18 protein-coding genes and 3 tRNA genes are annotated in these 24,918 nt (G+C 64.3%); 18 read left to right on the top strand and 3 right to left on the bottom strand.

From position 1 onward, the window contains the following. The first annotated feature begins 37 nt into the window (after positions 1–37). Together AC1PQG_RS16420 and AC1PQG_RS16415 are read left to right on the top strand one after the other, a co-directional pair. Positions 38–113 (top strand) — tRNA-Thr (locus AC1PQG_RS16420). A gap of 114 nt (positions 114–227) precedes the next feature. After that, positions 228–303, top strand: a tRNA-His gene (locus AC1PQG_RS16415). Between the two features lie 102 nt (positions 304–405). Here AC1PQG_RS16415 and AC1PQG_RS16410 read toward each other — a convergent pair. Next, the gene (locus tag AC1PQG_RS16410; protein ID WP_481118885.1) at positions 406–1,854 is read right to left on the bottom strand and encodes a DEAD/DEAH box helicase; all 1,449 of its coding nucleotides are present in this window, start codon (positions 1,852–1,854) and stop codon (positions 406–408) included. Positions 1,855–1,934: 80 nt separating this feature from the next. Then, positions 1,935–3,017: a 23S rRNA (cytidine(2498)-2'-O)-methyltransferase RlmM gene (gene rlmM, locus AC1PQG_RS16405; RefSeq protein WP_481118884.1), complete on the bottom strand. Its 1,083-nt coding sequence runs from the start codon at positions 3,015–3,017 to the stop codon at positions 1,935–1,937. A 163-nt stretch (positions 3,018–3,180) separates the two neighbouring features. Here rlmM and AC1PQG_RS16400 point away from each other — a divergent pair, with 163 nt between their 5' ends. Genes AC1PQG_RS16400 through AC1PQG_RS16390 form a run of 3 tightly spaced genes read left to right on the top strand, consistent with a single transcriptional unit; the run spans position 3,181 to position 7,389 of the window. Beyond that, the gene (locus tag AC1PQG_RS16400) at positions 3,181–4,218 is read left to right on the top strand and encodes an aldo/keto reductase (RefSeq protein WP_481118883.1); all 1,038 of its coding nucleotides are present in this window, start codon (positions 3,181–3,183) and stop codon (positions 4,216–4,218) included. Between the two features lie 34 nt (positions 4,219–4,252). Next, positions 4,253–5,590: a cyclic di-GMP phosphodiesterase gene (locus AC1PQG_RS16395; RefSeq protein WP_481118882.1), complete on the top strand. Its 1,338-nt coding sequence runs from the start codon at positions 4,253–4,255 to the stop codon at positions 5,588–5,590. Next, a complete protein-coding gene (locus tag AC1PQG_RS16390) occupies positions 5,587–7,389 on the top strand; it encodes a putative bifunctional diguanylate cyclase/phosphodiesterase (RefSeq protein WP_481118881.1) in 1,803 nt (600 codons plus the stop codon). Before AC1PQG_RS16395 ends, AC1PQG_RS16390 begins: the two co-directional genes overlap by 4 nt. A gap of 15 nt (positions 7,390–7,404) precedes the next feature. Here AC1PQG_RS16390 and AC1PQG_RS16385 read toward each other — a convergent pair whose 3' ends face one another. Continuing rightward, positions 7,405–7,851 (bottom strand): hypothetical protein, encoded by a 447-nt coding sequence (locus AC1PQG_RS16385; RefSeq protein WP_481118880.1) that lies wholly within the window; start codon positions 7,849–7,851, stop codon positions 7,405–7,407. A gap of 284 nt (positions 7,852–8,135) precedes the next feature. Here AC1PQG_RS16385 and AC1PQG_RS16380 point away from each other — a divergent pair, with 284 nt between their 5' ends. The 13 genes from AC1PQG_RS16380 to cysK all read left to right on the top strand — a co-directional run bounded on the left by AC1PQG_RS16380 (position 8,136) and on the right by cysK (position 24,908). Then, positions 8,136–9,305 carry an extracellular solute-binding protein gene (locus tag AC1PQG_RS16380; protein WP_481118879.1) on the top strand — a complete coding sequence of 390 codons (1,170 nt, stop codon included), beginning with the start codon at positions 8,136–8,138 and terminating at the stop codon, positions 9,303–9,305. Between the two features lie 17 nt (positions 9,306–9,322). Further along, a complete protein-coding gene (gene ugpQ, locus AC1PQG_RS16375; protein ID WP_481123024.1) occupies positions 9,323–10,066 on the top strand; it encodes a glycerophosphodiester phosphodiesterase in 744 nt (247 codons plus the stop codon). 76 nt (positions 10,067–10,142) lie between these two features. Further along, a complete protein-coding gene (gene ispB / locus AC1PQG_RS16370; RefSeq protein WP_481118878.1) occupies positions 10,143–11,111 on the top strand; it encodes an octaprenyl diphosphate synthase in 969 nt (322 codons plus the stop codon). Between the two features lie 118 nt (positions 11,112–11,229). After that, positions 11,230–11,306 (top strand) — tRNA-Pro (locus AC1PQG_RS16365). A gap of 355 nt (positions 11,307–11,661) precedes the next feature. Next, positions 11,662–15,618, top strand: a complete 3,957-nt coding sequence (locus AC1PQG_RS16360) for a Pls/PosA family non-ribosomal peptide synthetase (protein ID WP_481118877.1) — start codon at positions 11,662–11,664, stop codon at positions 15,616–15,618. Positions 15,619–15,752: 134 nt separating this feature from the next. Further along, positions 15,753–17,102, top strand: coding sequence for a phenylacetate--CoA ligase family protein (locus AC1PQG_RS16355; RefSeq protein WP_481118876.1), 1,350 nt, complete (start codon positions 15,753–15,755; stop codon positions 17,100–17,102). Between the two features lie 57 nt (positions 17,103–17,159). Beyond that, positions 17,160–18,485 (top strand): O-acetylhomoserine aminocarboxypropyltransferase/cysteine synthase family protein, encoded by a 1,326-nt coding sequence (locus tag AC1PQG_RS16350; protein ID WP_481118875.1) that lies wholly within the window; start codon positions 17,160–17,162, stop codon positions 18,483–18,485. After that, the gene (gene metX / locus AC1PQG_RS16345) at positions 18,482–19,618 is read left to right on the top strand and encodes a homoserine O-acetyltransferase MetX (RefSeq protein WP_481118874.1); all 1,137 of its coding nucleotides are present in this window, start codon (positions 18,482–18,484) and stop codon (positions 19,616–19,618) included. Before AC1PQG_RS16350 ends, metX begins: the two co-directional genes overlap by 4 nt. 51 nt (positions 19,619–19,669) lie before the next feature. Continuing rightward, positions 19,670–20,080 carry a hypothetical protein gene (locus AC1PQG_RS16340; protein WP_481118873.1) on the top strand — a complete coding sequence of 137 codons (411 nt, stop codon included), beginning with the start codon at positions 19,670–19,672 and terminating at the stop codon, positions 20,078–20,080. Between the two features lie 267 nt (positions 20,081–20,347). After that, positions 20,348–21,817, top strand: coding sequence for an MBL fold metallo-hydrolase (locus AC1PQG_RS16335; protein WP_481118872.1), 1,470 nt, complete (start codon positions 20,348–20,350; stop codon positions 21,815–21,817). A 146-nt stretch (positions 21,818–21,963) separates the two neighbouring features. Beyond that, on the top strand, positions 21,964–22,971 hold the full coding sequence (locus AC1PQG_RS16330) for a sulfate ABC transporter substrate-binding protein (protein ID WP_481118871.1): 1,008 nt from the start codon (positions 21,964–21,966) through the stop codon (positions 22,969–22,971). 116 nt (positions 22,972–23,087) lie between these two features. After that, positions 23,088–23,774, top strand: a complete 687-nt coding sequence (locus AC1PQG_RS16325) for an RBBP9/YdeN family alpha/beta hydrolase (RefSeq protein ID WP_481118870.1) — start codon at positions 23,088–23,090, stop codon at positions 23,772–23,774. Positions 23,775–23,930: 156 nt separating this feature from the next. Continuing rightward, positions 23,931–24,908: a cysteine synthase A gene (cysK, locus tag AC1PQG_RS16320; RefSeq protein ID WP_481118869.1), complete on the top strand. Its 978-nt coding sequence runs from the start codon at positions 23,931–23,933 to the stop codon at positions 24,906–24,908. Positions 24,909–24,918 lie beyond the last annotated feature (10 nt).

Here is a 24,918-nt window from a genome sequence, read left to right as displayed (position 1 = left end):
TAATTTTTCTTTGTCTGTATAATGCGCAGCTCTTGGAGCCGCTGTAGCTCAGTCGGTAGAGCAGCGCATTCGTAATGCGAAGGTCACCAGTTCGATTCCGGTCAGCGGCACCATAAATGCATTCGGGCCAACTCCAAAGGGTTGGCCTTTTTGCTGAGGCTTGAAGTTGCGCAAGTGAAAGTGCTTGTCGGCTAAAGCTTTGAGATGTTTTTTGAAAGTCAGCAGTGGCGGCATTAGCTCAGTTGGTAGAGCACTGGATTGTGATTCCAGGTGTCACCGGTTCGATCCCGGTATGTCGCCCCAGAATATAAAAGAAAAAGCCCTGAGAAATCAGGGCTTTTTCTTTTTTTGCTGTGTTGGTGGTAATGCGCGGCGGGCGCATTACCAAAGCTGCTGTGGATTCTGTTATGCCTTGCGTCCAAGGCCGCCGAGCAGAAATGCGATAGGACGCTGGGCTTTGTGAATTTCACGTCCCGCGGCAGGGGTTGTTGTGCTGCCTGCCTGTTGGGAAAGATCTTTTGGCGCTTCGTAGGGTTTGCTGAAGTCGAAGCCGTCTGGTGCGATGTGGCTGGGCTTGCGGCCCCGGGGTGCGGGGCGCTCCCGTTCGCTGGGTTTGCGACGATCGCTTGGACTGCTTTCCGATTGCTGGCGAGAGGTCGCTGCCGGAGCCTTGCGCCGACGGCCTGCTTCGCCTTCGAAGAAATCGGCTTCCGGTTCATAACCGTGGACGACCTCCTGCCGGATTTCCAGTTTGATCAGTTTCTGGATGTCGGCCAGACGATGCCGCTCTTCGGCGCTGACCAACGATACTGCTTTCCCCTTCTTGCCAGCTCGACCGGTTCTGCCGATGCGGTGGACGTAGTCTTCGGCGGTGTGGGGGAGTTCGAAGTTGATCACCGAGGGCAGGTCTTCGATGTCGAGGCCGCGGGCTGCGACGTCGGTGGCCACTAGCACGCGGATCTTGCCGCTCTTGAAATTGTCGAGTGTCTCGGTGCGGGCTTGCTGGCTCTTGTCGCCGTGGATGGAGTCCGCGGAGATGTCATGCCGTTCGAGGAAGTGGGCGAGCCGACTGCAGGCGAACTTGGTGTCCACGAAAACCAGAACCTGATTCGATGGGTCTTCGTGGCGGATCAGGTGAGCCAGCAGGTTGCGCTTGAGGCCGCTGGAAACGGGATGGACGATGTGGGTGATCGTCTCGCTGACCATGTTGCGGCGGGCCACTTCGATGAGTTGCGGATTCTTCAGCATCTGGTCGGCGAGTTTCTTGATCTCGTCCGAGAAGGTGGCCGAGAACAGCAGGCTCTGGCGATTGGCTGGCAGCAGTGAGAGGATGCGGCGGATGTCCGGGATGAAGCCCATGTCGAGCATCCGGTCGGCTTCATCCAGCACCAGGAACTCGACTTGGCCGAGGGCAATGGTTTTTTGCTGGACGTGATCGAGCAGGCGGCCCGGGGTTGCCACAACGATCTCGATGCCGCGGCGGAGCTCCTGGATCTGCGGGTTCATGTCGACGCCGCCATAGATGCAGGTGCTGCGCAGGGGCAGATGCTTGGAGTACAGCTTTACGGACTCGAACACCTGCATCGCCAGTTCGCGCGTCGGTGCGAGGATCAGCGCACGTACCGGGTGGCGGGCCGGGCTGGTCGAGGTGCTGGCGTGACGGGCCAGGCGGTTCAGCAGCGGCAGCGTGAACCCGGCGGTCTTGCCCGTGCCTGTCTGGGCTCCGCCCATGACGTCGTGTCCGGCGAGGACGACGGGAATCGCCTGGCGCTGGATCGGGGTGGGTTCGGAGTAGCCGGCGTCGGTGACGGCCTGCAGGATTTCAGGGATGAGCCCGAGTTCGGAAAACGACATGGATATGATCACGATGGCGGTGCTGTTTGTTTAGTGCACCGCAGCATTTAAGTAGGCAAGCATTATACATCGGAGCGCGCTCAGCGCCGCGTCAGATAGCACGTAACCTCTTCCCGGTCGTGATAGAGGTGTTTGATTCGCAATGTATATTTGATGCCCGCCGGGCGCAGGCGCTGGTCGATGAGGGCGCGGCAGCGTTCCACTTCCTCCTGGCGGCGCTTCATCGGCAGTTTGAGGTTGAAGATCGTGTGCCGGCAGCGTCCGCTGGCGATCCATTCGGCCATCAGGGGGGCGATTCGTGATGGTTGTTCCACCATATCGCAGACCATCCATTCGACGGGTTTTTTGGGGCGCCAGGTGAAACCGTCGGCACGCTGGTGCGTGATGAGGCCGGTCGCCAGTGCCGAAGGGGCCAGGGGGCCGTTGTCGATGGCGGTGACCCGCAAGCCCCGGCTGGCCAGTTGCCAACTCCAGCCACCGGGGGAGGCCCCCAGGTCGACGGCCTGCAGACCGGCGCGTAGTGTGGCCTGTTGCTCGTCAGGCGTGAGCAGGGTGAGGATCGCCTCGGCGAGTTTGAGCGTGGAACGGCTTGGCGCCTCTTTGGGCATGCGCAGGCGTGGGATGCCCATTGGCCATGGCGAGGACTCGCTGGGTTGGCTGAGGCCGAGCCAGGCCTGCCGACTGCCGACCAGGAAAAGGTGCAGGCGCGGCAGGTGCGGTGTGTCGGGTCGCAGCAGGCCGGCTTGATCCAACGACTCCTGCAGCAAGGGGCCGAAGCGTTTCAGGAAGCCCGATTGCTCTTTCCCGTCGTTGGTGTCGGGAGTCTCCAATAGAAGTGCCGAGAAGCGCTCGCCGAAGGATGCGATGGCCTCCTTCAAGGGGGTCAGCCGGTCGCGCTCGGGCAGATCGTCGATGATCGCCAGAACCTGGAAGGCCTGGCGGGCAAAGATCAGCCGCGAGATGTCGAGGCGGCGCCGTATTTCATCGTGTGGGGCCGGGGTGTCCAGGGCGAGATAGACGAAACCGCCGTTGCTGGGGGCTTCGATCCGGCCCGCGAGGCGCCGACTTTCAGTCTGGAGCTCCTGGGCGGCATCGGCTTCGAAACCGGGCCGGCATTGGACGAGGACGCCGAGCGCCGGGTGAGGCTGGTTGACAGACGACATGACGGGCTGAAGGAGTGTCGTGGCAGGATGGATGTGTAGAATTCCGGAATATCCAGCGGCCACTGCCGTCAATTCCCGGCGCGGTGGCGGGCCGACTGGTGGCGGATGATAACCGATCGTTGTGCCGGGGCCGTCTCTTTACCGGGGTTTTGGGAGCTATTTCATGGAATATCGCCAGTTGGGGAGCAGCGACTTGCAGGTTTCGTCGGTTTGTCTCGGTACGATGACCTTTGGCCGCCAGAACACAGAGGCGGAAGGGCATGCCCAGCTCGATGCCGCCTTCGCCCATGGTGTGAATTTCATCGATGCGGCTGAGATGTATCCGGTTCCGGCCCAAGCCGAGACCTACGGCGCGACTGAGTCCATCGTCGGCTCGTGGCTGAAGGGGAGGGCGCGCGACAAGGTCGTGCTGGCCACCAAGGTGGCGGGTCCGGCGCGCGGAATGGGCTGGATTCGCGGAGGACCGCAGGCGATGGATGGGGACAATATCCGGGCAGCGCTGGAAGGAAGCCTTCGGCGGCTCGGCACCGATTACGTCGATCTGTATCAATTGCACTGGCCGGCCCGCAATCAGCCCATGTTCGGGCAGTGGCGTTTCGATCCGGCCGCCGAGCGTCCGGCGACGCCGATTCGTGAGCAGCTGGAAGTCCTCGGGGAACTCGTCAAGGAGGGCAAGATCCGCTATGTAGGGCTGTCCAACGAGCACCCCTGGGGGGTGATGGAGTTCCTGCGGATTGCCGATGAACTGGGTCTGCCGCGGGTTGCCACCATCCAGAATGCCTACAACCTGCTCAATCGGGTCTTTGAGCAAGGGCTTTCCGAGGTGTGCTTCCGCGAGAAGATCAGCTTGTTGCCCTATTCCGTGCTGGCCTTCGGCCACCTGACGGGCAAGTATCTCGACGACCCTGCAGCGGCCGGCCGGATTTCCCTGTTCCCCAGTTTCGGGCAGCGTTACGACAAGCCAAATGTCCATCCGGCGGTGGCGGCCTACGTGGAGCTGGCCCGACAGCATGGCCTGACGGCCACAGAGCTGGCGATCGCCTTCGTGGTCGCGCAGCCGCTGGTGGGGAGTACCATCCTTGGAGCAACGTCCGTTGCACAGCTTGAAGCCAATCTACGGGCCGCCGAGCGGGTCTTGCCGGAAGCCGTGCTGGCCGGGATAGATGCAATACACCTGCAGTTCACGAATCCGGCGCCCTGACTATCGGTGACGGTCGTCGTTCGGGAGAAGTGCGTTGAGGGAAATCGTAGCAGCCCGCGATCTGAGCATTGGCATGTTTGTGGACGAACTCGATCGCCCCTGGCTGGAGTCGCCGTTCCTGCTGCAGGGCTTTCTGATCGAGAATGAGGCGATGCTTGGACAGGTGCAGCGGGAATGCCGCTTCGTATACGTTGATCGGAGTCGTTCCGTCGGCGATGCCTGGCGCTCCGATCCGAAGGTGCCGGAAGGATTGCCCGGGCATCGGCAGGCTTCAAAGGGGCCGCTTGATCTGGGAGCAAGGCGGCGTCCCCTCGATTTCTTTGCGCTGTTGCGGGCTCTGCGTGCGGGGGGCCTCGAACAGCAGGGCGATGGTGAGACGATCGATCTAGGCACGTCGAGTGCGAGCACCGTTGCAACGGAAGTGCCTCTCGAAACCGAGATTGCCGCGACACTCCCGGTCATGGCCCGTGCGCAGGGTGTGCTGGAGCAGATTGCCCATGACGTGCAGAGCTGTCTGAATCCGGATCTGGAACGCGTGCGCAGTGTCGTGGCCGAAATGGTGTTGAGCGTCGCCCGCAATCCGGATGCGCTTCTGTGGTTGGTGCGCCTCAAGCAGACGGATCGTTACAGCTACGATCACTCCCTCGACGTTGCCGCGCACGTGATGATCTTCGGACGTGCGCTGGGGCTGGGGGAGGATGCTATCGCAACGCTTGGCATGGCTGGCATGTTGCAGGACGTCGGCAAGCTGCGGCTTCCTCAGCGCCTTCTGCACAAATCCGGCGGATTGACGCCCACGGAGTACGAGATTTTCAAGACTCACGTGGATTACTCGAGACAGATCCTGTCCGCATCTCCCCATGCAAGTTCGGCGATGCTCGAGATTGTCGGAAGACACCATGAGCGGGTGGACGGTAGTGGCTATCCGACCGGCTTGAGCGGGAAGGCGCTAGGCATCATGGCCGAGATCTCCGGTATCTGCGACGTCTACTGCGCGATGACCCGCGAGCGCCCGTATGGTGCGGCGGAGAGTGCCCAGACTGCGTTGGATGCGTTGCGCGCCCAGCGTGGGGGCTGCTTCTCTGCGAGTCTGATCGATCAGTTCGTGCAGTGCATCGGCCTCTATCCCGTTGGCACCTTGGTCGAGCTCAACTCGGGTGAAGTCGCGGTGGTCGTCGCGCAGAATCGCATCCGTCGCCTGAAGCCGAAGGTCATGATCCTCCTCGGGCCGGACAAGAAGCCGAACACCTATCCCCAGACTGTCGATCTCCTGTACGACCGGCCCGGTGCGGTCGGAGAACAGTATTTCATCGTGAAGGCCCTGCCACCCGGGGCCTATGGCGTGGTGCCATCCGAGTTCTATCTGAGATGAATACTCGAGCCCTGAACCCCGGTGGCCTGGTGGTGCCGACTTTCGATGGGGATGCCTTGGCGCGTCTGTTGTTGCGTTACGGTATCGGACCGGCGGAACAGGCGGCCATCAGGGCTTTCGGCCGGATGGTCGATGTGGATGTGCTGGCGGCTGGGCTTGCCGAACGCTTCGTCCATGTTGGCGAGGGGGGCGGGGCACCGCTGGATGCGTTTTGTGCCAGCCTGGCCCGTCTTGCCGAGTGGGATTTTTCCGCGACCTGGCTGCGGGAGTTGGTGAGGCGCTGGCTCGAATGCTATCTGGCAGGCGCCGTGGCCGAATTTCCTTTCCTGGCGACCGAAGCCCTCCTCGGGGAGTGCCAGGCCCAATTGCTCGGTGAGCGGAGCACGGCTCATCGCCTCGAGTTGGACATCCAGATGGCGTTGGTACGTCTTGGATTCTGTCTTGGCGGGGTGTTGGCCGAGGCGACGGTCGAGCAGGAGCAGGCCTTCCGCATCTGCGCCGAGGATGCCGATCCGGTGCTCGGCATTCCCAATCGGCGCCGCTTTCTAGGCCTGCTGACCGAGTACCTGAAGTGTGTCGGAGAGGGCGATGTGCTCGGCCTTGTGCTTGTCACCGCAGATTGGGGGTTTGCAGCCGATGTCCTCGCGCTGGATGAGCAGGATTGCTTGCGTCTGGCGCTATCCGATGCCATGAGGGCGGCGCTGCGCCCGCGGGATGTGCTCTGTGCCCTGGGAAATGCGGAGTGGGCGGTAATCTTGCCGGATCTGCGCAGTTCCGCGCAGGTATCCCTGGCGGCCTACAAGTTGGTGGATGCCTGCGATGCTGCACGCAGCAACGCGTTTCCGGCCTTGCGTGGCCGTTTTTGTGCCGGCGGCAGTTGGGCTCCGGAGCATGCCCGAAACGTTCTGGATCTCGAACGAACCGCGAGGATGGCGGTGAATGTGGCCAGGCGTTCGGGGCAGCTCTTCGATGTGTACTGTCCCGATGTGACGCGTCGGGCCGACAGGGACGCACATTTCGAGACCGAAGTGGCCCGTGCTTTCGAGGCGCGCCAGTTCCGGCTTTACCTGCAGCCACAGGTAGTGTTGCCGTCGCGCCGGCCCGTGGGGGCCGAAGCCTTGCTGCGGTGGACCGACAGTGAAGGGCGGGCGGTTTCCCCAGGGCGTGTTTTGCGTGTCTTCGAGCGCCTGGGACTCATGGCCGATCTGTCCCGCTGGGTGATCCAACAGGCCGCCCAGAGCCTCGCTGCGTTGGATGCGGCCGGTTGCGAACTGCGGATCTCGGCCAATCTGGTGGCGGAGGATCTGCAGGACCCGGAATTGCCCCTCTTCATCCGGCAGACCTGCGAAACCTGGCGGATCAGTCCGTCCAGGCTGTGTTTCGAGTTGACCGAGGGGGGGCTGGTGTCGAGCGAGGGCATGTCCGTGCGTACGCTCGAGGCCTTGAAAGGAGGCGGTGGGCGCTTGGCGCTGGACGATTTCGGCACCGGCTATTCGTCCATGGATTACCTGCGCCGTCTGCCGGTGGACGAACTGAAGATCGACAAGTCCTTCGTCGAGCGTATCGTCCAGTCGGCCAGCGACCGCTCCATCGTCGAGTTGATGGTGCGTATCGCTCACGCCTTCGGCCTGGAGGTCGTGGCCGAGGGCGTAGAGAACGAGGAAACCGAAAGCATGTTGGCCGCCATGGGCTGCGACTGCGCCCAAGGGTATCTCTACGCGTCGGCCATGCCTGTTGACGTGTTTATCGACTGGTGGCGGGACGCGGTCCGTCAGGAAGATTCTCCGCCTTCTGGCTGAATCGTCCCGCGGTGGTCATTCCTTGGCGCGGCGGCGTTTGCGTGGAGTTTCGTCTGCGGTGGCTGAGTCAGCATCGTTCTTGGTGCCGTCTTCGCTGTCCGTGGCGTCATTTTGCGTATCAGCGTCGACACTCTTGGCTTTGGCCGGCTTGGTTCCGGGTGGGGTGGGCGGTGGAGGCGGGGGAAGCTGCGGCGCGACCTCGCTGATCTTGTTCTCCGCCATGTAGTCGTTCATTTCCTTCCAGCCAGCAAACACCGAAGCCTTGGATGCCCCCTGGTTAAGTGTGAAGCAGTCTTCGATCGCCCGTCCCGCATGCCGGCAGGCGCTGCCGATTGCCTTGCCTTCGGCCTCGGTCTGAGCGGCGGCCTTGCTCGGGTCTGGTATGCCCAGGCGTTCGCAGCCGCCGAGCAGGGCGGTGGTGCCGACAATCGAAAGCATCAGGCGCAGGGAGAGTTTCGTCATGGCTCGCTGGTCGCGTTGCATTGACCTCGTAAACGGCCTCCATGCGGGGGACTTGAACGTCTTGTCACGAATCCGGGCGGGCGGAGCAGGGCGCTTCTCACTATAATTAGCGCCTGATTTGCGTCTTCCTGTCGATGGACCTCTTCCCCATGAATATCTTCAGTCGTACCGCCCTGCTGGCGGCGTTCGGCGCTGTGTGCGTCTCCCCAGTCATGGCTGCCGCAGCCAAATCGCAGCCAGCTGCCAAACCACAGGCATCCCGTGCCGCGCCGGCGGATGCCGCCGTGAAAGAAGTCGAACTGGTGCACAGCCTTGGCGCTGACAAGGGCGAGCAGTTGCAGAAACTGGTCGATCGCTACAACGCGACCAATCCGGCGGTCAAGGTGGTGGTGCGTGAGCGCCGCTGGAACGACGGCGCGTTGCCGGACATGATGATCCTTGGCGAGCGGGACCTGCCTGGCTTCCTGAGTGGCGCGACACGCTATCGCCCGCTTCATCAGGTCATGAAGGATGCCGGCGAGCGTTTCGAGACCCTGCGTGCGCCGGCGATGATGACGCCGACTCCGCTCGATAGCGCCAATCGCCTGGTTGCCCTACCGGTCGGTCTGTCGACTCCGGTGATGTTCTACAACAAGCAGGCCTTCCGTGACGCGGGTGTCGATCCGGATAACGCGCCAAAGACCTGGCAGGCGCTGCAAAAGGCCCTCGGCCAGCTGGTTGCGCACGGCGCCACCTGTCCTTACACCACCGCCCAGCCGGCCTGGATTCTGGTCGAGAACATGAGCGCCTGGCACAACGAGCCGGTCGTCTCCGAAGGCAAGAGGGCCAGCCTGACCATCAACGGCATGCTCGAGGTCAAGCACGTGGCGATGCTGTCTTCGTGGGTGAAGGCCCGCTACCTGCATCTCTTCGGCCGCGACGACGAAGCCACCGAGCATTTCGCCAAGGGCGAGTGCGCGGTGCTCACTGCACCTTCCGCCGCCTTCCCGACTTTGCAGCGCCAGGCCGGGTTCGAGGTTGGTGTGGCAACGCTGCCTTACCATGAAGACTATTACGGCGCGCCGCAGAACACCCTCGCTGACGGTCCGGCCATGTGGATTGGCGCAGGCAAGAAGCCGGCCGAGTACAAGGCCATCGCCCGTTTCGTGAGCTTCTGGCTGAGCAGCGAGAGTCAGGTGGAATGGCAGCGCACCGCGGGTTACCTGCCCCTCAACCGTGCAGGCCTGCTGGCTTCCGAAAGCCGCTTGCTGGCGGATGACCTTGCGGCCATCCGCATCGGCGTGCAGCAGCTGACCCACAAGCCGGTGAGCTCCGTGTCCCGGGCGAGCAGCTACCCGCAGCGTGCAGCGGTCCGCCGCATCATAGAGGAAGAGCTGGAGTCCGTCTGGGACGACCGCAAGCCGTCCAAGCTAGCCCTCGACAATGCCGTGTCGCGCTCGCGCGCGCTGGACTGATCGAGGTCTGAGTGACCATGGCCGGCTGGGTGTGGCCTGAGCTGCTAGCGCACCGCTGCGGCGGTGCGCTAGCGCCGGAAAATACCCTGGCTGGGCTCGAGATTGCGGCCCGGCTCGGTTGTCGGGCCGTCGAGTTCGATGTGATGTTGTCCGCGGATGGCCAGCCTTTCCTGATCCACGATGAAACGTTGGACCGCACCGCCGGTCGAGGGGGGAGGGTTGCCGAGCTGAGCGCGGCGGAGTTGTCCGCCGTCGATGTCGGTCGTTGCTTCCATCCAGCTTTTGCCGGCGAGACGATCCCCACCTTTGCCGCGGCCCTCGAAAGCTGCCGGCGTCTCGGGTTGGCTGCCAATGTGGAGATCAAGCCGGCTGCCGGCCATGACAGGCAGACCGGGCAGGTCGTCGGGCGTATGTTGAGTGCCGCTGGCGTTGCTGGCCAGCAGGTTCTGTTGTCTTCCTTTTCCGTTGATGCCCTCGTGGCTGCCATCGAGGAAGCTCCCGACCTTCCCCGAGCCTTGCTGGCGGAGCGCCATACCCGAGCGGCCCTCGATACCGTGCGGCAACTGTCCTGCGTTGCGTTGAATCTGTCACGCCACTGGGTCACTGAGGCCGATGTCACCGCCGTATGCGACGCGGGTTTTGCGGTGATGATCTATACGGTGAACTCCCGTGCGGAGGCTCGGCGCCTGCTGGATTGGGGTGTTTCCAGTGTGTTTTCAGACCGTCCCGATCGTCTGTCCGCACCTGTGACGGAGTCGTGAATTACTTGACCGGCCCGGCTTGACGCCACCGCGGTCGGCCCCCTACCATCGCGTTTTTCCTATCCTGGGCATGGTCTTGTCTCTCACGCAGCTTTACGCGCCGATCGCCGAAGACATGAAGGCGCTTGACGCCGTCATTAGGGAACGCCTCTACTCCGACGTGGTCCTCATCCGCCAGGTGGCCGAGTACATCATCGGTAGCGGCGGCAAGAGACTGCGTCCGGCCATGGTCTTGTTTACTGCTGGTGCGGCCGGTTATCAGGGCAGCTACCACCGTGAATTGGCCGCGGTCGTGGAGTTCATTCACACCGCAACGCTCCTGCACGACGATGTGGTCGACGAGTCCGAATTGCGCCGTGGCAACAAGACGGCCAATGCACTGTTCGGAAATGCGGCTTCCGTGCTGGTCGGGGATTTCCTTTATTCCCGTGCATTCCAGATGATGGTCGGCACCGACAACATGAAGGTGATGCGCGTTCTCGCGGACGCCACCAATGTGATTGCCGAAGGCGAAGTCCTGCAATTGCTCAATTGCCACAACGCCGACGTCGCAGTGGATGATTACCTGCGCGTGATCCGTTACAAGACGGCCAAGCTATTTGAAGCGGCGGCCCGGCTCGGCGGTATTCTGGGTGGCGTCGGACAGGAACTCGAGGACAGCCTCGCTGCCTTCGGCATGCATATCGGTACGGCTTTCCAATTGATCGACGACGTGCTGGATTATTCCGGCGAAGAGGCGGATACCGGCAAGCATATTGGCGACGACCTGGCCGAAGGCAAGCCGACCCTGCCGCTGATCCACGTCATGCAGCACGGCACGTCCGAGCAGGCGGCCTGTGTACGCAAGGCCATCGAGACCGGCGGACGGGACGACTTCGCAGCGGTGCTGAGTGCCATTCGTGAATCCGGTGCGATCGAAGCCACCCGTAAGGTGGCTGAAGAAGAGGCCAAGCTCGCGCTTAATGCGCTTAATCAACTTCCCTCTTCCATTTTTAAAGAATCGTTGGTAGAATTGTCGTCCTTCGCAGTTGCACGGAAATACTGAGCTTCGGCAGATTTAAAAAGTATTTAAAAAATACTTTACAAAGTCGAAATTAAGTGTAAAATGAACGTCTTCTGTTTTAGGGAATTAGCAAAACAGCGCTAATTCAGCAGTAAAGCGTCGGGGAATAGCTCAGCCTGGTAGAGCACTGCGTTCGGGACGCAGGGGCCGGAGGTTCGAATCCTCTTTCCCCGACCACCAATTCAAGTGCAAATAGAAATTTTATTTGCACTCAAATGAAAATGGAGCAAAGTCAAAATCGACTTTGCTCCATTTTCATTTCCACTGCCGAAATCGGCAAATACGGCTTACTGGCGATGCTATCGATGCCCGCTTCCCGCTGTTCCCTCCTGTCACTGTCTGTACGGGCATCCGGTCAGTCAGTTGCAAGGGGGTTCTGCTATAAGCATGTGTCGTTTTTCCTGGCACAACGCCTGCCGCATCCACATCCCGTGATTCCCTGCCGCAGTTGGAGCCCGAGCGCTTCGACTGCGTGTTGCCACGTCCGCTTTGCGGAACGTGGGCAGGGGGTCACCGACTCTGCTGATCTCCAATGATTGTCAAAGGCCCCCTCCGACCGGATTTTCTCACTGAAGAAACCCTGGCGGACCTTTTCGAGGCGACCGCAGGTCGTCATCCCGAACGCCCGGCCCTGATCTGGGGGACCGAGCGCCTGTCCTACCGCATGCTCGACGAGCGAGCGGATCTGATGGCGCATCACCTCATCGAGGCGGGTGTGACGCCCGGCGACATCGTCGGCCTGTGGCTACCCAGAGGCATGGACTTGCTGGTGGCCCAGCTGGCCATCGCCAAGACCGGCGCCGCCTGGTTGCCCTTCGACGCGGATGCGCCGGCCGAACGCGTTGCGGTGTGCCTGAAGGATGCGCAGGGTGTCGGGCTGATCACGCAGCGGGAGCGCCCCGCGATCGAATGTCCGGCGTGGTCGCCGATGGAACTGTTGCGCGATGCCGTGCTGCCCCTGCGCCGCCGGAGCGGCGCCAGCCCGGACGATCCGGCCTATGTGATCTACACCTCGGGGTCGACGGGCGTCCCAAAGGGCGTGCCGATCAGCCAGCGGGCGATCTGCCATTTCCTGCGCAGCGAGAACGAGGTGCTCGGCATTCGCGGTGACGACCGGATCTACCAGGGTTTCTCGGTCGCCTTCGACATGTCCTTCGAGGAGATCTGGATCGCCTATCTGGTCGGCGCCAGCCTGTGGATCGCGCCGCAGGAGATCACCGCCGATCCGGATGCCTTGCCGAAGGCGCTGCAGGAGCACGGCATCAGCGTGCTGCATGCGGTGCCGACGCTGCTGGCGCTTTTCGCGACCGATGTGCCCGGCCTGCGGCTCATCAACCTGGGTGGCGAGGCCTGCCCCCAGTCTGTGGCCGACCGCTGGGCGACGCCGTCGCGGCAGGTCTTCAACACCTATGGTCCGACGGAAGCCACTGTCTCGGCCAGCATCACTGCGCTTAGGCCGGGTGAGGCGGTGACCATCGGCCGGCCGCTGCCCAACTATGGTTTGCTTGTCGTCGACGCCGACATGAAACTGCTGCCGGCCGGCGAAACCGGCGAGCTGTGCATCTTCGGACCGGGGGTTGCCGCCGGCTACCTGGGCAGGCCCGAACTGACCAGCGAGAAGTTCCGGTCCAATCCGTGGGCGGAGCATCCCCACGAGGCGAGCCTGTACCGCACCGGCGACCTGGCCCGCATCGACGGGGAGGGCCGGGTGGAGTGCCTGGGGCGGGCCGACGACCAGGTCAAGGTGCGTGGTTTCCGCGTCGAACTGGGTGAGATCGAGGCAGCGCTGACCCGCCGGCTCGTCAATGCGACGGCGGCAGTGGTGCTCAAGCCGGTCGGCGAACTCGAACAACTGGTCGCCTACATCATGGCGGCGGAAAGCGGGCGGCTGGACGTGGCCGGCCTGCGCGCGCATCTGCGCGAGACCTTGCCGTCCTACATGGTGCCGAGCCACTTCGAGCTGATCGAGACGATCCCGCGCCTGACCTCGGGCAAGATCGACCGCAAGGCCTTGCGTGCGATGCCGATGAGCGCGCCGACCGCAGCGACCGAGTCGGAGGAGCCGGTTACCGAAGCGGAGGTCGTACTGTTCGCCGGCCTGGCCCGCTTCTTCCCAGGGCTTCCGATCCGCCGGGACAGCGATTTCTTCAACGACCTCGGCGGTCACTCCCTGCTTGCCGCGCGCCTGGTGTCCGCACTGCGGACGGATCCACGTTTTGCCGGCATGACCGTGCGCGACGTGTATTGCCAGCGTCGGGTGGAGGACATTGCGGCGGCGATGGAGGAGGGCGCCCGCCGCCACTCGGCGGTCAGCTCGCGCCCCTTCGTGCAGGTGCCGCCGCTGCGGCGCTTCCTGTGCGGCCTCACGCAGGCGGTGACGCTGCCGTTCATGATCGGCCTGCACATCCTCAACTGGCTGGCGCCGTTCTTCACTTATCACTTCTTCACCGGTGATCCGGGAGACAGCGTGTGGCGCGCGATGGGCGCGTCGATGCTGGTCTTCCTCGGCACCTACCTCGTCACTTTCGGCGTGGCAGTGGTCGCCAGCCGGATCCTGCTGGTCGGCATCCGCCCGGGGCGCTACCCCCTGTGGGGCGCGACCTATTTCCGCTGGTGGCTGGCCGACCGTCTGCAGCAGACCGCACCGGCCTACCTGCTGTCCGGCTCTTCCCTGTATTGCGGTTACCTGCGCGCTCTGGGCGCGCGTATCGGCGAGGACGTGGTGATCGGCTCGGTGACGATCCGCCAGCCGTGGCTGCTGTCCGTCGGCGACGGCGCCAGCATCGGCTCCCAGGTCAACCTGGAGAACGTACGCGTCGAGGGCGGGGAGCTGATCGTCGGCGCCATCGACATCGGGGCGGAGAGTAATGTCGGCTCCTACGTGGTGTTGGAGGACGACACGGCGATCGCGCCCCATGGCCGCATCGAAGGCCTGGCGGCCTTGCCGCGGGGGGGACGGATCGGCGAGCGGGAAGTCTGGGACGGTTCGCCGGCCCGTTACGTGCGCCACCTGACGGATAAGGAAAGGCTGGTTCGGCCCCCGGTCAGTGCCCTGCGCCGGAAGCTGGAAGCGCTCTTCTTCGGGCTGGGTGCCGCCATGACGGCCTTGCTGTTCTTCCTGCCGATCTTCCCGACCTTCGTGCTGATCGATGCGCTCGACGACGGTGCTTTCGATCCGTCGGCCGCCGGTGCCCACAGCTATTTGTGGGCGGTCATGCGCTATACGGTGTTGGCACTGCCGGCCAGTAGCGTGCTGGTCATCGGCACCGCGTTGATTGCTGCCGCCATCCGCTGGCTGGTGCTGCCGCGCCTGCTGCCGGGCACCTGGCCCGTGCACAGCAATGTGTATTGCCGCAAATGGCTGGCCAACCAGATCCAGGTGGCCAGCCTCAATGTGCTGCACGGGGTGTACGCGACGATTTACGCGCCGGTGTGGTATCGCCTGCTCGGCGCCAAGATCGGCCGCGATGCGGAAATCTCCACCGCGATGGGCATCGTGCCGGACATGCTGACCCTCGGCGACGAGGCCTTCATCGCTGATGCGGTGATGCTCGGCGACGAGAAGATCGACGCCGGCTGGATGTCGGTGGACAACACGGTGATCGGCCAGCGCAGCTTCGTCGGTAACGGCGCCTATGTGCCAGACGGCACCACGCTGCCGCCGGGCGTGCTGCTCGGCGTGCAGTCGAAGGCGCCCGCCACCGAGCGGATGGCCTCCGGCCAGACCTGGCTCGGTTCGCCGGCGCTGGAGCTGCCGTCCCGCGAAGAGGTGATGGGCTTCCCGGATTCGCTGACCTTCCGCCCGTCCATCTGGCGGCGCATCGGCCGCGGTATCGTCGAGGCCGCGCGCATCCTGATTCCGCTGTCGCTGATCATCGGCGTCGGCTATGTGATCGTGCTGGCCGCCATGCCGGCCGCCGCCGACGAGAACTGGTTCAAGTTGTCTTGGCAGCTGACGCTGGCAGGCATCTGCTACGGCATCGGTGGTTTCCTGCTGGTGGTGGTGCTCAAGTGGCTGCTGATCGGCCGCTACCAGCCACGTGCCGTGCCGATGTGGACGCCCTTCGTGTGGGTCAGCGAGGCGGTCACCAGCGTCTATGAATCCATCGCAGTGCCCAACTTTCTTGAATACCTGCGCGGCACGCCGATGCTGCCGGTGGTCCTGCGCCTGATCGGTGTGCGCACCGGGCGCGGCGTCTATATGGATACCACCGACATCACCGAGTTCGACTGCGTGACGATCGGCGATCAGGCCGAGCTGAATGCTTGGTCGGGGCCGCAGACCCACCTGTTCGAGGACCGCATCATGAAGATCGGCCGCATCGACATTGGCGCGCAGGTGACGGTCGGCGTACGCGGCACCGTGCTGTACGACAGCCGGATCGGCGACGGCGTGCGCCTCGGGCCGCTGACCCTGGTCATGAAGGGCGAAAGCCTGCCGGCCCAGACGGCGTGGAGCGGCTCGCCGGCCCAGCCCTGGCAGGGCTGAAAAACGGGCGATTTCAGTACTGCACCTGAAAAGCTATTCGGCATGCAGCTGCAAAGCTCATAAGAATTGCTTGGTTGGGCCCCCGGAGGGGCGGGACTAGAGTCGGGCCTTCGCGTATTTCGTTGGTCCGCATCATGTCCCGCCCCTCCGCGCCCGCCCAAAGCCATCGCCCTTTCTGGGACGAAGCCCTCGAAACCCAGTCCCGCGCTGATTGGGATGCTCTGAAGCTGCAGCTGCTGCAGAAGCACCTGCATCACGCCTATTACAACTCCCCGTTCTACCGGGCCAGCTTCGATGCGGCCGGCGTGCATCCGGAAGAGGTGCGCAGCCTCGACGACATTCGCCGCTTCCCCTTCATCAACAAGCAGACCCTGCGGGAGCGCCAGCTGGCACTGCCGCCCTTCGGCGACCTGGTGGCGGTGCCCGAGCGGGACATCGTCTATATCTCCGCCTCCAGCGGCTCGACCGGCGTGCCGACGGCCTCACCCTTCAGCGCCACCGACTTCGACGAGTGGATCGACTACGAGGCGCGCCAGTTCTGGTCGTCCGGGCTGCGTCCGGAGGACCGCTACGCCCACTCCCTGAACTTCTCCCTGTTCGTCGGCGGCCCCTGCGTGCTCGGTGCGCAGAAGCTCGGTGCCTTGTCGATCCACGCCGGCACCGTGCCGTCCGAACGCCTGCTGGCCATCCTGCGCCAGTTCCAGGTGACGGCGATCTGGACCACGCCGTCCTATGCCTGGTACCTGGGCGAGACGGCGATCAAGGAAGGCATCGACCTGCGCAAGGACCTCGCCGTGCGGCGCATCTTCGTGGCCGGCGAACCCGGCGGCTCGATCCCGGAAACCCGCCAGCGCATCGAGGACCTGTGGGGTGCCTCGGTATATGACTACTACGGGCTGTCGGACATCTTCGGCTCCTGCGCCGGCATGTGCGAGGAGAAGGACGGCCTGCACTGGGCCGAGGACCACATCCTCGTCGAGGTGCTCCACCCGGAGACCAACGAGCCGGTGGAAGAGGGCGGCCGCGGCGAACTGGTACTGACCACGTTGAAGAAGAGCGCCCGCCCGATGGTGCGCTTCCGTACCGGTGACATCGTGTCCTTCACGTCCGAGCCCTGCGGCTGCGGGCGTACGTCGATCCGTCTGCAGGGCGTGCATGGGCGCCTGGACGACATGCTGATCATCAAGGGTGCCAATCTCTTCCCCAGCGACGTGGAGGCCATCGCCCGCCGCGACCACAACCTGACTGGCGAATACCGGCTGATCGTCGAGCGGGAGAACCACCTGGACCGGCTCACCGTGGAGCTGGAGCGCAGCGCCGCATTCACTGGCAGCAACGAGGAACTGGCCCACCACTTCGGCCGCCAGCTCAAGTCGATCACCGGCGTCAGCGCGGTGGTGACCATCCTGCCGCCCGACACCTTGCCCCGCGCCACCCACAAGGCCAAGCGCGTCGAGGACCGCCGCAGCGGCGTGTGGGCCTGAGCAGGCCGGCATACGAAACGACAACAGACCGATACAGACAGACCAAGGAGCGCTTCCATGACCGACCGTAAAGCTGCCTACCGCTTCGAAACCCTGCAGGTCCATGCCGGCCAGCAGCCGGCGCCGGGCACCAATGCCCGCGCCGTGCCGATCTACCAGACCACGTCCTACACCTTCGACGACGCCGACCACGGCGCGCGCCTGTTCGCGCTGAAGGAGTTCGGCAACATCTACACCCGCATCATGAACCCCACCACCGACGTCTTCGAGCAGCGCATCGCTGCGCTCGAAGGAGGCGTTGCGGCGGTGGCCACCAGCTCGGGCCAGGCCGCCCAGTTCCTGGCGATCACCACCATCGCCCAGGCCGGCGACAACATCGTGTCCACCAGCTACGTGTATGGCGGCACCTACAACCAGTTCAAGGTCACGCTGCCGCGCCTCGGCATCGACGTGAAGTTCGTCGAGGGCGACGACCCGGAGAACTTCCGCCGGGCCATCGACGCCAACACCAAGGCCTTGTACGTGGAGACCATCGGCAACCCGCGCTTCAACATCCCGGATTTCGAGGCGTTGGCGCAGATCGCCCATGAGGCCGGCATCCCGCTGATCGTCGACAACACCTTCGGCGCCGGCGGCTACATCGCCCGGCCGATCGACCACGGTGCCGACATCGTTGTGGAATCGGCCACCAAGTGGATCGGCGGCCATGGCACGTCGATCGGCGGGGTGATCGTCGATTCCGGCAAGTTCGACTGGGGCAACGGCAAGTTCCCACTATTCACCGAGCCGGCGCCGGGCTACCACGGCCTCAATTTCTGGGAAGTGTTCGGCAGTGGCGGCCCCTTCGGCAACATCGCCTTCGCGATCCGCGCTCGCGTCGAAGGCCTGCGCGACATCGGCCCGAGCCTGTCGCCGTTCAACGCCTTTCAGCTGTTGCAGGGCGTCGAGACCCTGTCCCTGCGCGTGCAGCGTCACCTGGAAAACACCCTTGAGCTGGCCCACTGGCTGAAGGCCCATCCGCAGGTGGCGTGGGTCGAATACAACGGCCTCGAAGACAGCCCGTACCACGAACTGGCCAAAAAATACCTGCGCAACGGCTTCGGCGCGGTGCTCAACTTCGGCATCAAGGGCGGCGCCAACGCGGCGCGGACCTTCATCGACAACGTGGAACTGGCCAGTCATCTGGCCAACGTCGGCGACGCCAAGACGCTGGTGATCCACCCGGCGTCCACCACCCACCAGCAACTGTCCGAGGCCGAGCAGAAGAGTGCCGGCGTGCGGCCGGACCTGGTCCGCGTGTCGGTGGGCATCGAGCACATCGAGGACATCAAGGCCGACTTCGACCACGCGCTGCGCCGGGCTGGACTGGAAGCGGCGGCATGAGCGCTGTGCGCCTGTCCGATCAGACCCGCCTGTTCCAGATGGGGAGCGACTTCGCGCTGGAGTCGGGGGAGAGCCTGCCCGGAGCGCAGATTGCCTTCCGGACCTGGGGCCAGCTGTCGGCACGGGCCGACAACGCGGTCATCGTCTGCCACGCCCTGACCGGTTCGGCGGACGCCGACGACTGGTGGGCGCCGCTGTTCGGCAAGGGCAGGGCGCTCGACCCGACGACCCAGTTCATCGTCTGCAGCAATGTGCTCGGCGGTTGCTACGGCAGCACCGGGCCGACAACGCTGGCGCCGGACGGGCGGCCGTGGGGCGCGCGTTTTCCGCGCCTCACCATCCGCGACCAGGTGCGCGCGCAGATCGCGCTGGCCGACGCCCTCGGCATCCGCCGCATCCGCTTCGTGATCGGTGGGTCGATGGGCGGCCTGCAGGCGCTGGAGTGGGCGCTGCTCGATCCGCAGCGGGTCGGAGCGGTGGTGACGATCGCCGCCTCGGCGGCCCATTCGCCGTGGTGCGTGGCGTGGAGCGAAGCCCAGCGCCTGGCGCTGGCGGCCGACCCGAAGTACCGCGATGGTCATTACGATCCGTCCGATCCGCCGCTGGCCGGCCTCGCCGCAGCGCGGGCGATGGCGATGGTCGGTTATCGCAGCCCGGCATCGCTGGGCCGGCGCTTCGGGCGCAGCGCCGCCGAGGAAATCTTCGGCGCGCGGGCCGCCGATCCGGATGCGCTGGCCGTGCAGGGCTGGGTGCGCCATCACGGCGACAGCCTGACCCGCCGCTTCGATGCGCACAGCTACCGGGTGCTCCTCGACGCGATGGATACCCACGACATCGGGCGCGGACGGGGCGGCTGCCGGCTGGCGCTGGAGCAGATCCGCCAGCCGGTGCTGGTCGGTTCGGTGCCGTCGGATGCGCTCTACGTGCCGGAGGATCAGCTCGCGCTGGTCAGCCAGCTGGCGCGGGCCAGCCTGATCGCCATCGATTCCGAGCACGGCCACGACGGTTTCCTGATCGACGCCGGGCGCTTCGAGCCGGCGATCCGGCGCTTCCTGGCCGAATTCCACTCCGGCGAAGTGCAATCCTTGCTTACGAACAGCCGTGTGCCGAGTCATATTTCGTACATACATTAGGACGAGAATGCGGGCCCCGGCTGGTCCGGCTGTATTACAGGAAAGATCGACATGAGCAATTCTCCCGTTCCCCGCCGCGCCAGCGCGGCAACGCCTCCCCAGGTTGGTAATGCCGTGTTGCGCAGCGCGTTGCTCGGAAACCTGCACGACGCCGGCGTGGCGATCGTCCGCTGCGCCGCTGGGCGGGATCGGGAGTCCCTGTTCGCCTCGCCGTCCCTGCACGAGAAGATCGTCGAGTGCCTGGAGGTGATGCGCGTTAGCGCCCGCGACATGCCGGAGACGGACAAGGAGGAGATGGAGCACGTCAACTGGCACGCCTGGGAGACCCTAAACATCGCTGCCGTCGGTTCGCCGCGGCAGGGCCGCGAACACCTGTGGCAGATCCTCACCGATCTGGTGCCGACGACCCTCGTCGAGGTCCGTCGCTACCGCCGTGCCTTGCCGGGCTGGTTCGAGATCTGATTTGCGGTTTCCGGCGCGGCTGCCCGGAATTCCCCATTGCCTGCTGTAATTCCACCACGGGCTGCTGGATGCGAAACATCCGGCAGCCCGTAGTCCTTTCTGCAAAAGCTTGCACTCAGCTTGCAGCGTGGGCCAGAAACCCCTGAAGAAACAAAGCTCCGCCGCACCCCTCACGAGTGGCTGCCGGGCCTGGGTATGCTTCTTGCCGAAGCCTGAACATCATTCACTCGATAAGGCCCGCCTGCGGGCTCATGTTCAGGGGGTTTCATGCGCAAGGTCGTACTTCCCGTCATCGGTGTCACCGCCGCCCTGTCTCTCGCCGCCAGCATGCCGGCGGCGGCACAAAGCCTGGAAGGGGCCGTCAAGGCCCTGGGCGCGGCGGACACTCATTCCCTGTCCCTGACCGGAACGGGCCAGTGGTTCCAGTTCGGCCAGGCGCCGAATCCCACGCTGGCCTGGCCGCGTTTCGACGTCAGCCGTTACGCCGCCGACTTCAACTACGACAGCGCCAGCGCGCGGGTGCAGATCACCCGCAGCCAGACCATCGAGCCGGGCCGCCTGCGCCCGGCCCCCGTCGAGCAGAAGGTCAACCAGTACGTCAGCGGCGCCCATGCCTGGAACCTGCCCACCGGCAATGCCGCCAATCCGGCTCCGACCCCGCAGCCGACGGCGCTCGCCGAGCGGCTGGCCGAGATCTGGTCCACGCCGCAGGGCTTCCTGCGCGCGGCGCAGGCCAACAACGCCAGGAGCGTGGTCAAGGCCGGCGAGGCCGAGGTGAGCTTCACCGTCGACGGCCATTACCGTTTCGTCGGCGTCATCAACGCCGCCAACCAGGTGGTGAAGGTACGCACCTGGATCGACAGTCCGGTGCTCGGCGACACCCTCGTCGAGACCCGTTTCTTCGGCTACCGCAACTTTGGCAACCTGTATTTCCCATCCCAGATCGAGCGCGTGCAGGGCGGCTATCCGGTGCTCGACCTGCAGATCAGCGACGTGAAGGCCAACCCGGCCGTCGATCTGCCGGTGCCGGCCGAGGTGGCGGGCGCCAAGCCCGCCGTGCCGACGGTGACGGTGACCAAGCTCGCCGAAGGCGTGCTGTACCTGACCGGCGGCACCCACCACAGCGTGGCCATCGAGCAGAAGGACCACGTGGTGGTGGTCGAGGCGCCGCTTAACGAGGAGCGTTCTGTGGCCGTGATCGCCAAGGTCAAGGAGGCCATCCCCGGCAAACCGATCAAGTTCCTGGTCAACACCCACGCCCACTTCGATCACTCCGGCGGCTTACGCACCTTCGTCAATGAAGGCGCCACCATCGTCACGCCGGCTGCCAACGTGGCCTACTACCGCAAGATCTGGGGCGCGCAGCGCAGCATCAACCCCGACAGCCTGGCCAAGTCCCACAAGAACGCCCAGTTCGCTGCCGTGGAGGGCAAGCGTGTGTTGACCGACGGCAAGCGCCGCATCGAGATCCACAGCATCGCCGGCAGCGGCCACAGCGACGCTTTCGCGCTGATCTACCTGCCCGCCGAGAAGATCCTCATCGAGGCCGACGCCTATACACCGACGGCCGCCAACGTGCCGCCGCCGAGCAGTCCCAACCCGTACTCGGTGAACCTCTACGACAACATCCGCAAACTCGGGCTGGATGTGGAGCAGATCGCCGCGCTGCACGGCCCGCGTGTCGTCACGTTGAACGATCTGCGTACCGCCATCGGCCAGGCCAGCGTGTCCCGCTGAGCATATCTACTGCGTTTCCTGCTGTGGCAAATCCCTGATTAGGAATTCACCGCAGCAGGAATAAGCAAACAAATTTTTCTTGGTTCGTCATTCGAATCTTCGTCTCTAGACTCAGTTTCACTCATCGTTAATTAATAGGAAGCCCAATGAAATCGCGCTTTGCCCGCCGCTCGCTGTTGTCTCTCGCCCTCGTTCTCGGCCTTTCCAGCCTGGCTCACGCCGACGTCACGCTACTGAACGTTTCCTATGACCCGACCCGTGAGCTCTATCAGGATTACAACGCCGCCTTTGCCAAGTACTGGAAGGCCAAGACCAAGGAAGACGTGACCGTCAAGGCTTCCCATGGTGGTTCCGGCAAGCAGGCCCGCTCCGTGATCGACGGCCTCGAGGCCGACGTGGTGACCCTGGCCCTGGCCGCCGACATCGACGCCCTTTACGAAAACGGCAAGCTGGTTCCGGCCGACTGGCAGAAGCGCCTGCCGCACAACGCTTCGCCCTACACCTCCACCATCGTCTTCCTGGTCCGCAAGGGCAACCCCAAGAAGATCAAGGACTGGAACGATCTGGCCAAGCCCGGCATCGAGGTGATCACCCCGAACCCGAAGACCTCCGGCGGTGCCCGCTGGAACTACCTGGCCGCATGGGGCTACGCTCTCAAGCAGCCGGGCGGCACCGACGCCACCGCCAAGGACTTCGTGAAGAAGATCTACGGTAACGTGAAGGTGCTGGATTCCGGCGCCCGCGGCGCGACCACCACCTTCGTTGAGCGCGGCATCGGCGACGTACTGATCGCCTGGGAGAACGAAGCCTACCTGGCGGTCAAGGAGCTTGGTCCGGACAAGTTCGACATCATCACCCCGTCCCTGTCCATCCTGGCCGAGCCGCCCGTCTCTGTGGTCGACAAGGTGGTCGACAAGCGCGGCACCCGCAAGGTCGCCGAGGAGTATGTGAAGTACCTGTACTCGCCGGAAGGCCAGGACATCGCCGGCAAGAACTACTACCGCCCGACCGATGCCAAGGTCGCCGCCAAGTATTCCAAGCAGTTCGCGCCGGTCAAGCTGTTCACCATCGACTCGGTCTTCGGCGGCTGGTCCAAGGCCCAGAAGACCCACTTCGCCGACGGCGGTGTGTTCGACCAGATCAGCATCAAGTAACAGGCGAGGGCGTTCCGGCCTTAGTGCCGGACGACACCGGAACCACGCCAGGCCCCCAAAGCCTGGCGTTTTTTTCATCAAGGCGCCGCGAGGCCGCCTTTTGCAGGAGCGTTCGCGTGCTGCAAACCACCCTGATCGTTCCCGGACTCAACAACAGCGGCCCTGGCCACTGGCAGACCTGGCTGGAAGAACAATTGCCCGATGTGCGCCGGGTGCGCCACATCGACTGGGATGTCCCCGTGCTGGCCCGCTGGGCCACGGAAGTCCGACGTGAAATCGACGAGGCCGCCGGCGTGGTGTGGCTGGTCGCCCACAGCTATGGTTGCCTGGCTTCGGTCGTGGCGGCGGCAGATCGCCCGGAGCGGGTTGCCGGCCTGCTGCTGGTGGCGCCGCCGGACCCCGACCGTTTCACCGCCTTCGGCCTGCGCGATCCGCGCGACATCGCCTGTAAGAGCGGACTGGCCGAGTGGATTCCGGCTTCGCCGATCGGCGTGCCGAGCATGGTCGTGGCAAGCGGCAACGACCCCTGGGCCAGCATCGAGCAGACGGCCCACTGGGCGGACAGCTGGGGCAGCCTGTTCATCGACGTCGGCCTGGCCGGGCACATCAACATCGAATCGGGGCACGGCCCGTGGCCGCAGGGCCTGGTGTTGCTCAATGCGCTGCGCGATTCCTATACCGGCCTGCCGCTCGGCAGCATCGACGATGGAAAGGTCACCAACCGCGGCAAGCGTGGTGCGCTGGCCCGTCTGCGCCATCGCACCCGCTTCAACTGGGACGTGTTCACAGAGTTGTCCCACTGAGTACATATAGTCACAACAATGAAATGCTTATTCGATTTGGGTTGCAAACCTACTGAATTATTGTTGGTTCGCTGCCCAAGTCGGTGGGCGTAGTGTGCTCCGCAGTGCAGCAAAGACATTCACCTATTCAAACCGATTGATCCAAGGAGATTTCCCATGTCGAAATGGTACGCGGACAACGCTCAGTCCATCGGCCACACCCCGCTGATCAAGCTCAACCGCATCACTGATGGTGCTCCCGCCACGGTGCTGGCCAAGATCGAAGGGCGCAATCCGGCCTACTCCGTGAAGTGCCGCATCGGCGCAGCGCTGGTGGCGGACGCCGAAAAGCGCGGCCTGCTTGGTCCCGGCAAGGAACTGGTCGAGCCGACCAGCGGCAACACCGGCATCGCACTGGCCTTCGTCGCCGCCGCCAAGGGCATTCCGCTGACGCTGACCATGCCCGAGACCATGAGCATCGAGCGCCGCAAGCTGCTCACCGCCTATGGCGCCAAGCTGGTGCTGACCGAGGGCGCCAAGGGCATGAGCGGGGCGGTGGCGAAGGCCGAGGAGATCGCCGCCTCCGATCCGGACAAGTACGTGCTGCTGCAGCAGTTCAAGAACCCGGCCAACCCGGCTATCCATGAAAGCACCACCGGCCCCGAGATCTGGGACGACACCGACGGTGCGGTGGACATCTTCGTGTCCGGCGTCGGTACCGGCGGCACGATCACCGGCGTCAGCCGCTACATCAAGCAGGGCCGCGGCAAGGCTATCCAGTCGGTGGCCGTGGAGCCGTCGGCCAGCCCGATCCTGACCCAGGCCCGCGCCGGCGAGCCGCTCAAGCCCGGCCCGCACAAGATCCAGGGTATCGGCGCCGGCTTCGTGCCGGGCGTGCTCGACCTGTCGCTGGTGGATTCGGTGGAGCAGGTCAGCAACGAAGAGGCGGTGGAGTTCGCGCGCCGCCTGGCCCGCGAGGAAGGCATCCTGTCCGGCATTTCCAGCGGTGCTGCCGTGGCTGCTGCAGTGCGCCTGGCCAAGCTGCCTGAGAACGAGGGCAAGACCATCGTCGTGATCCTGCCCGATTCGGGAGAGCGCTACCTGAGCTCGGTGCTGTTCGAAGGCGTCTTCGACGCCGCAGGCCTGCCGGCATGAACTCGCGCGA

It is taken from the genome of Zoogloea sp. GDB6, from assembly GCF_056724105.1.
The sequence above is the reverse complement of the archived record's forward strand: the minus strand, read 5'-3'. Positions and strand labels throughout refer to the sequence as shown.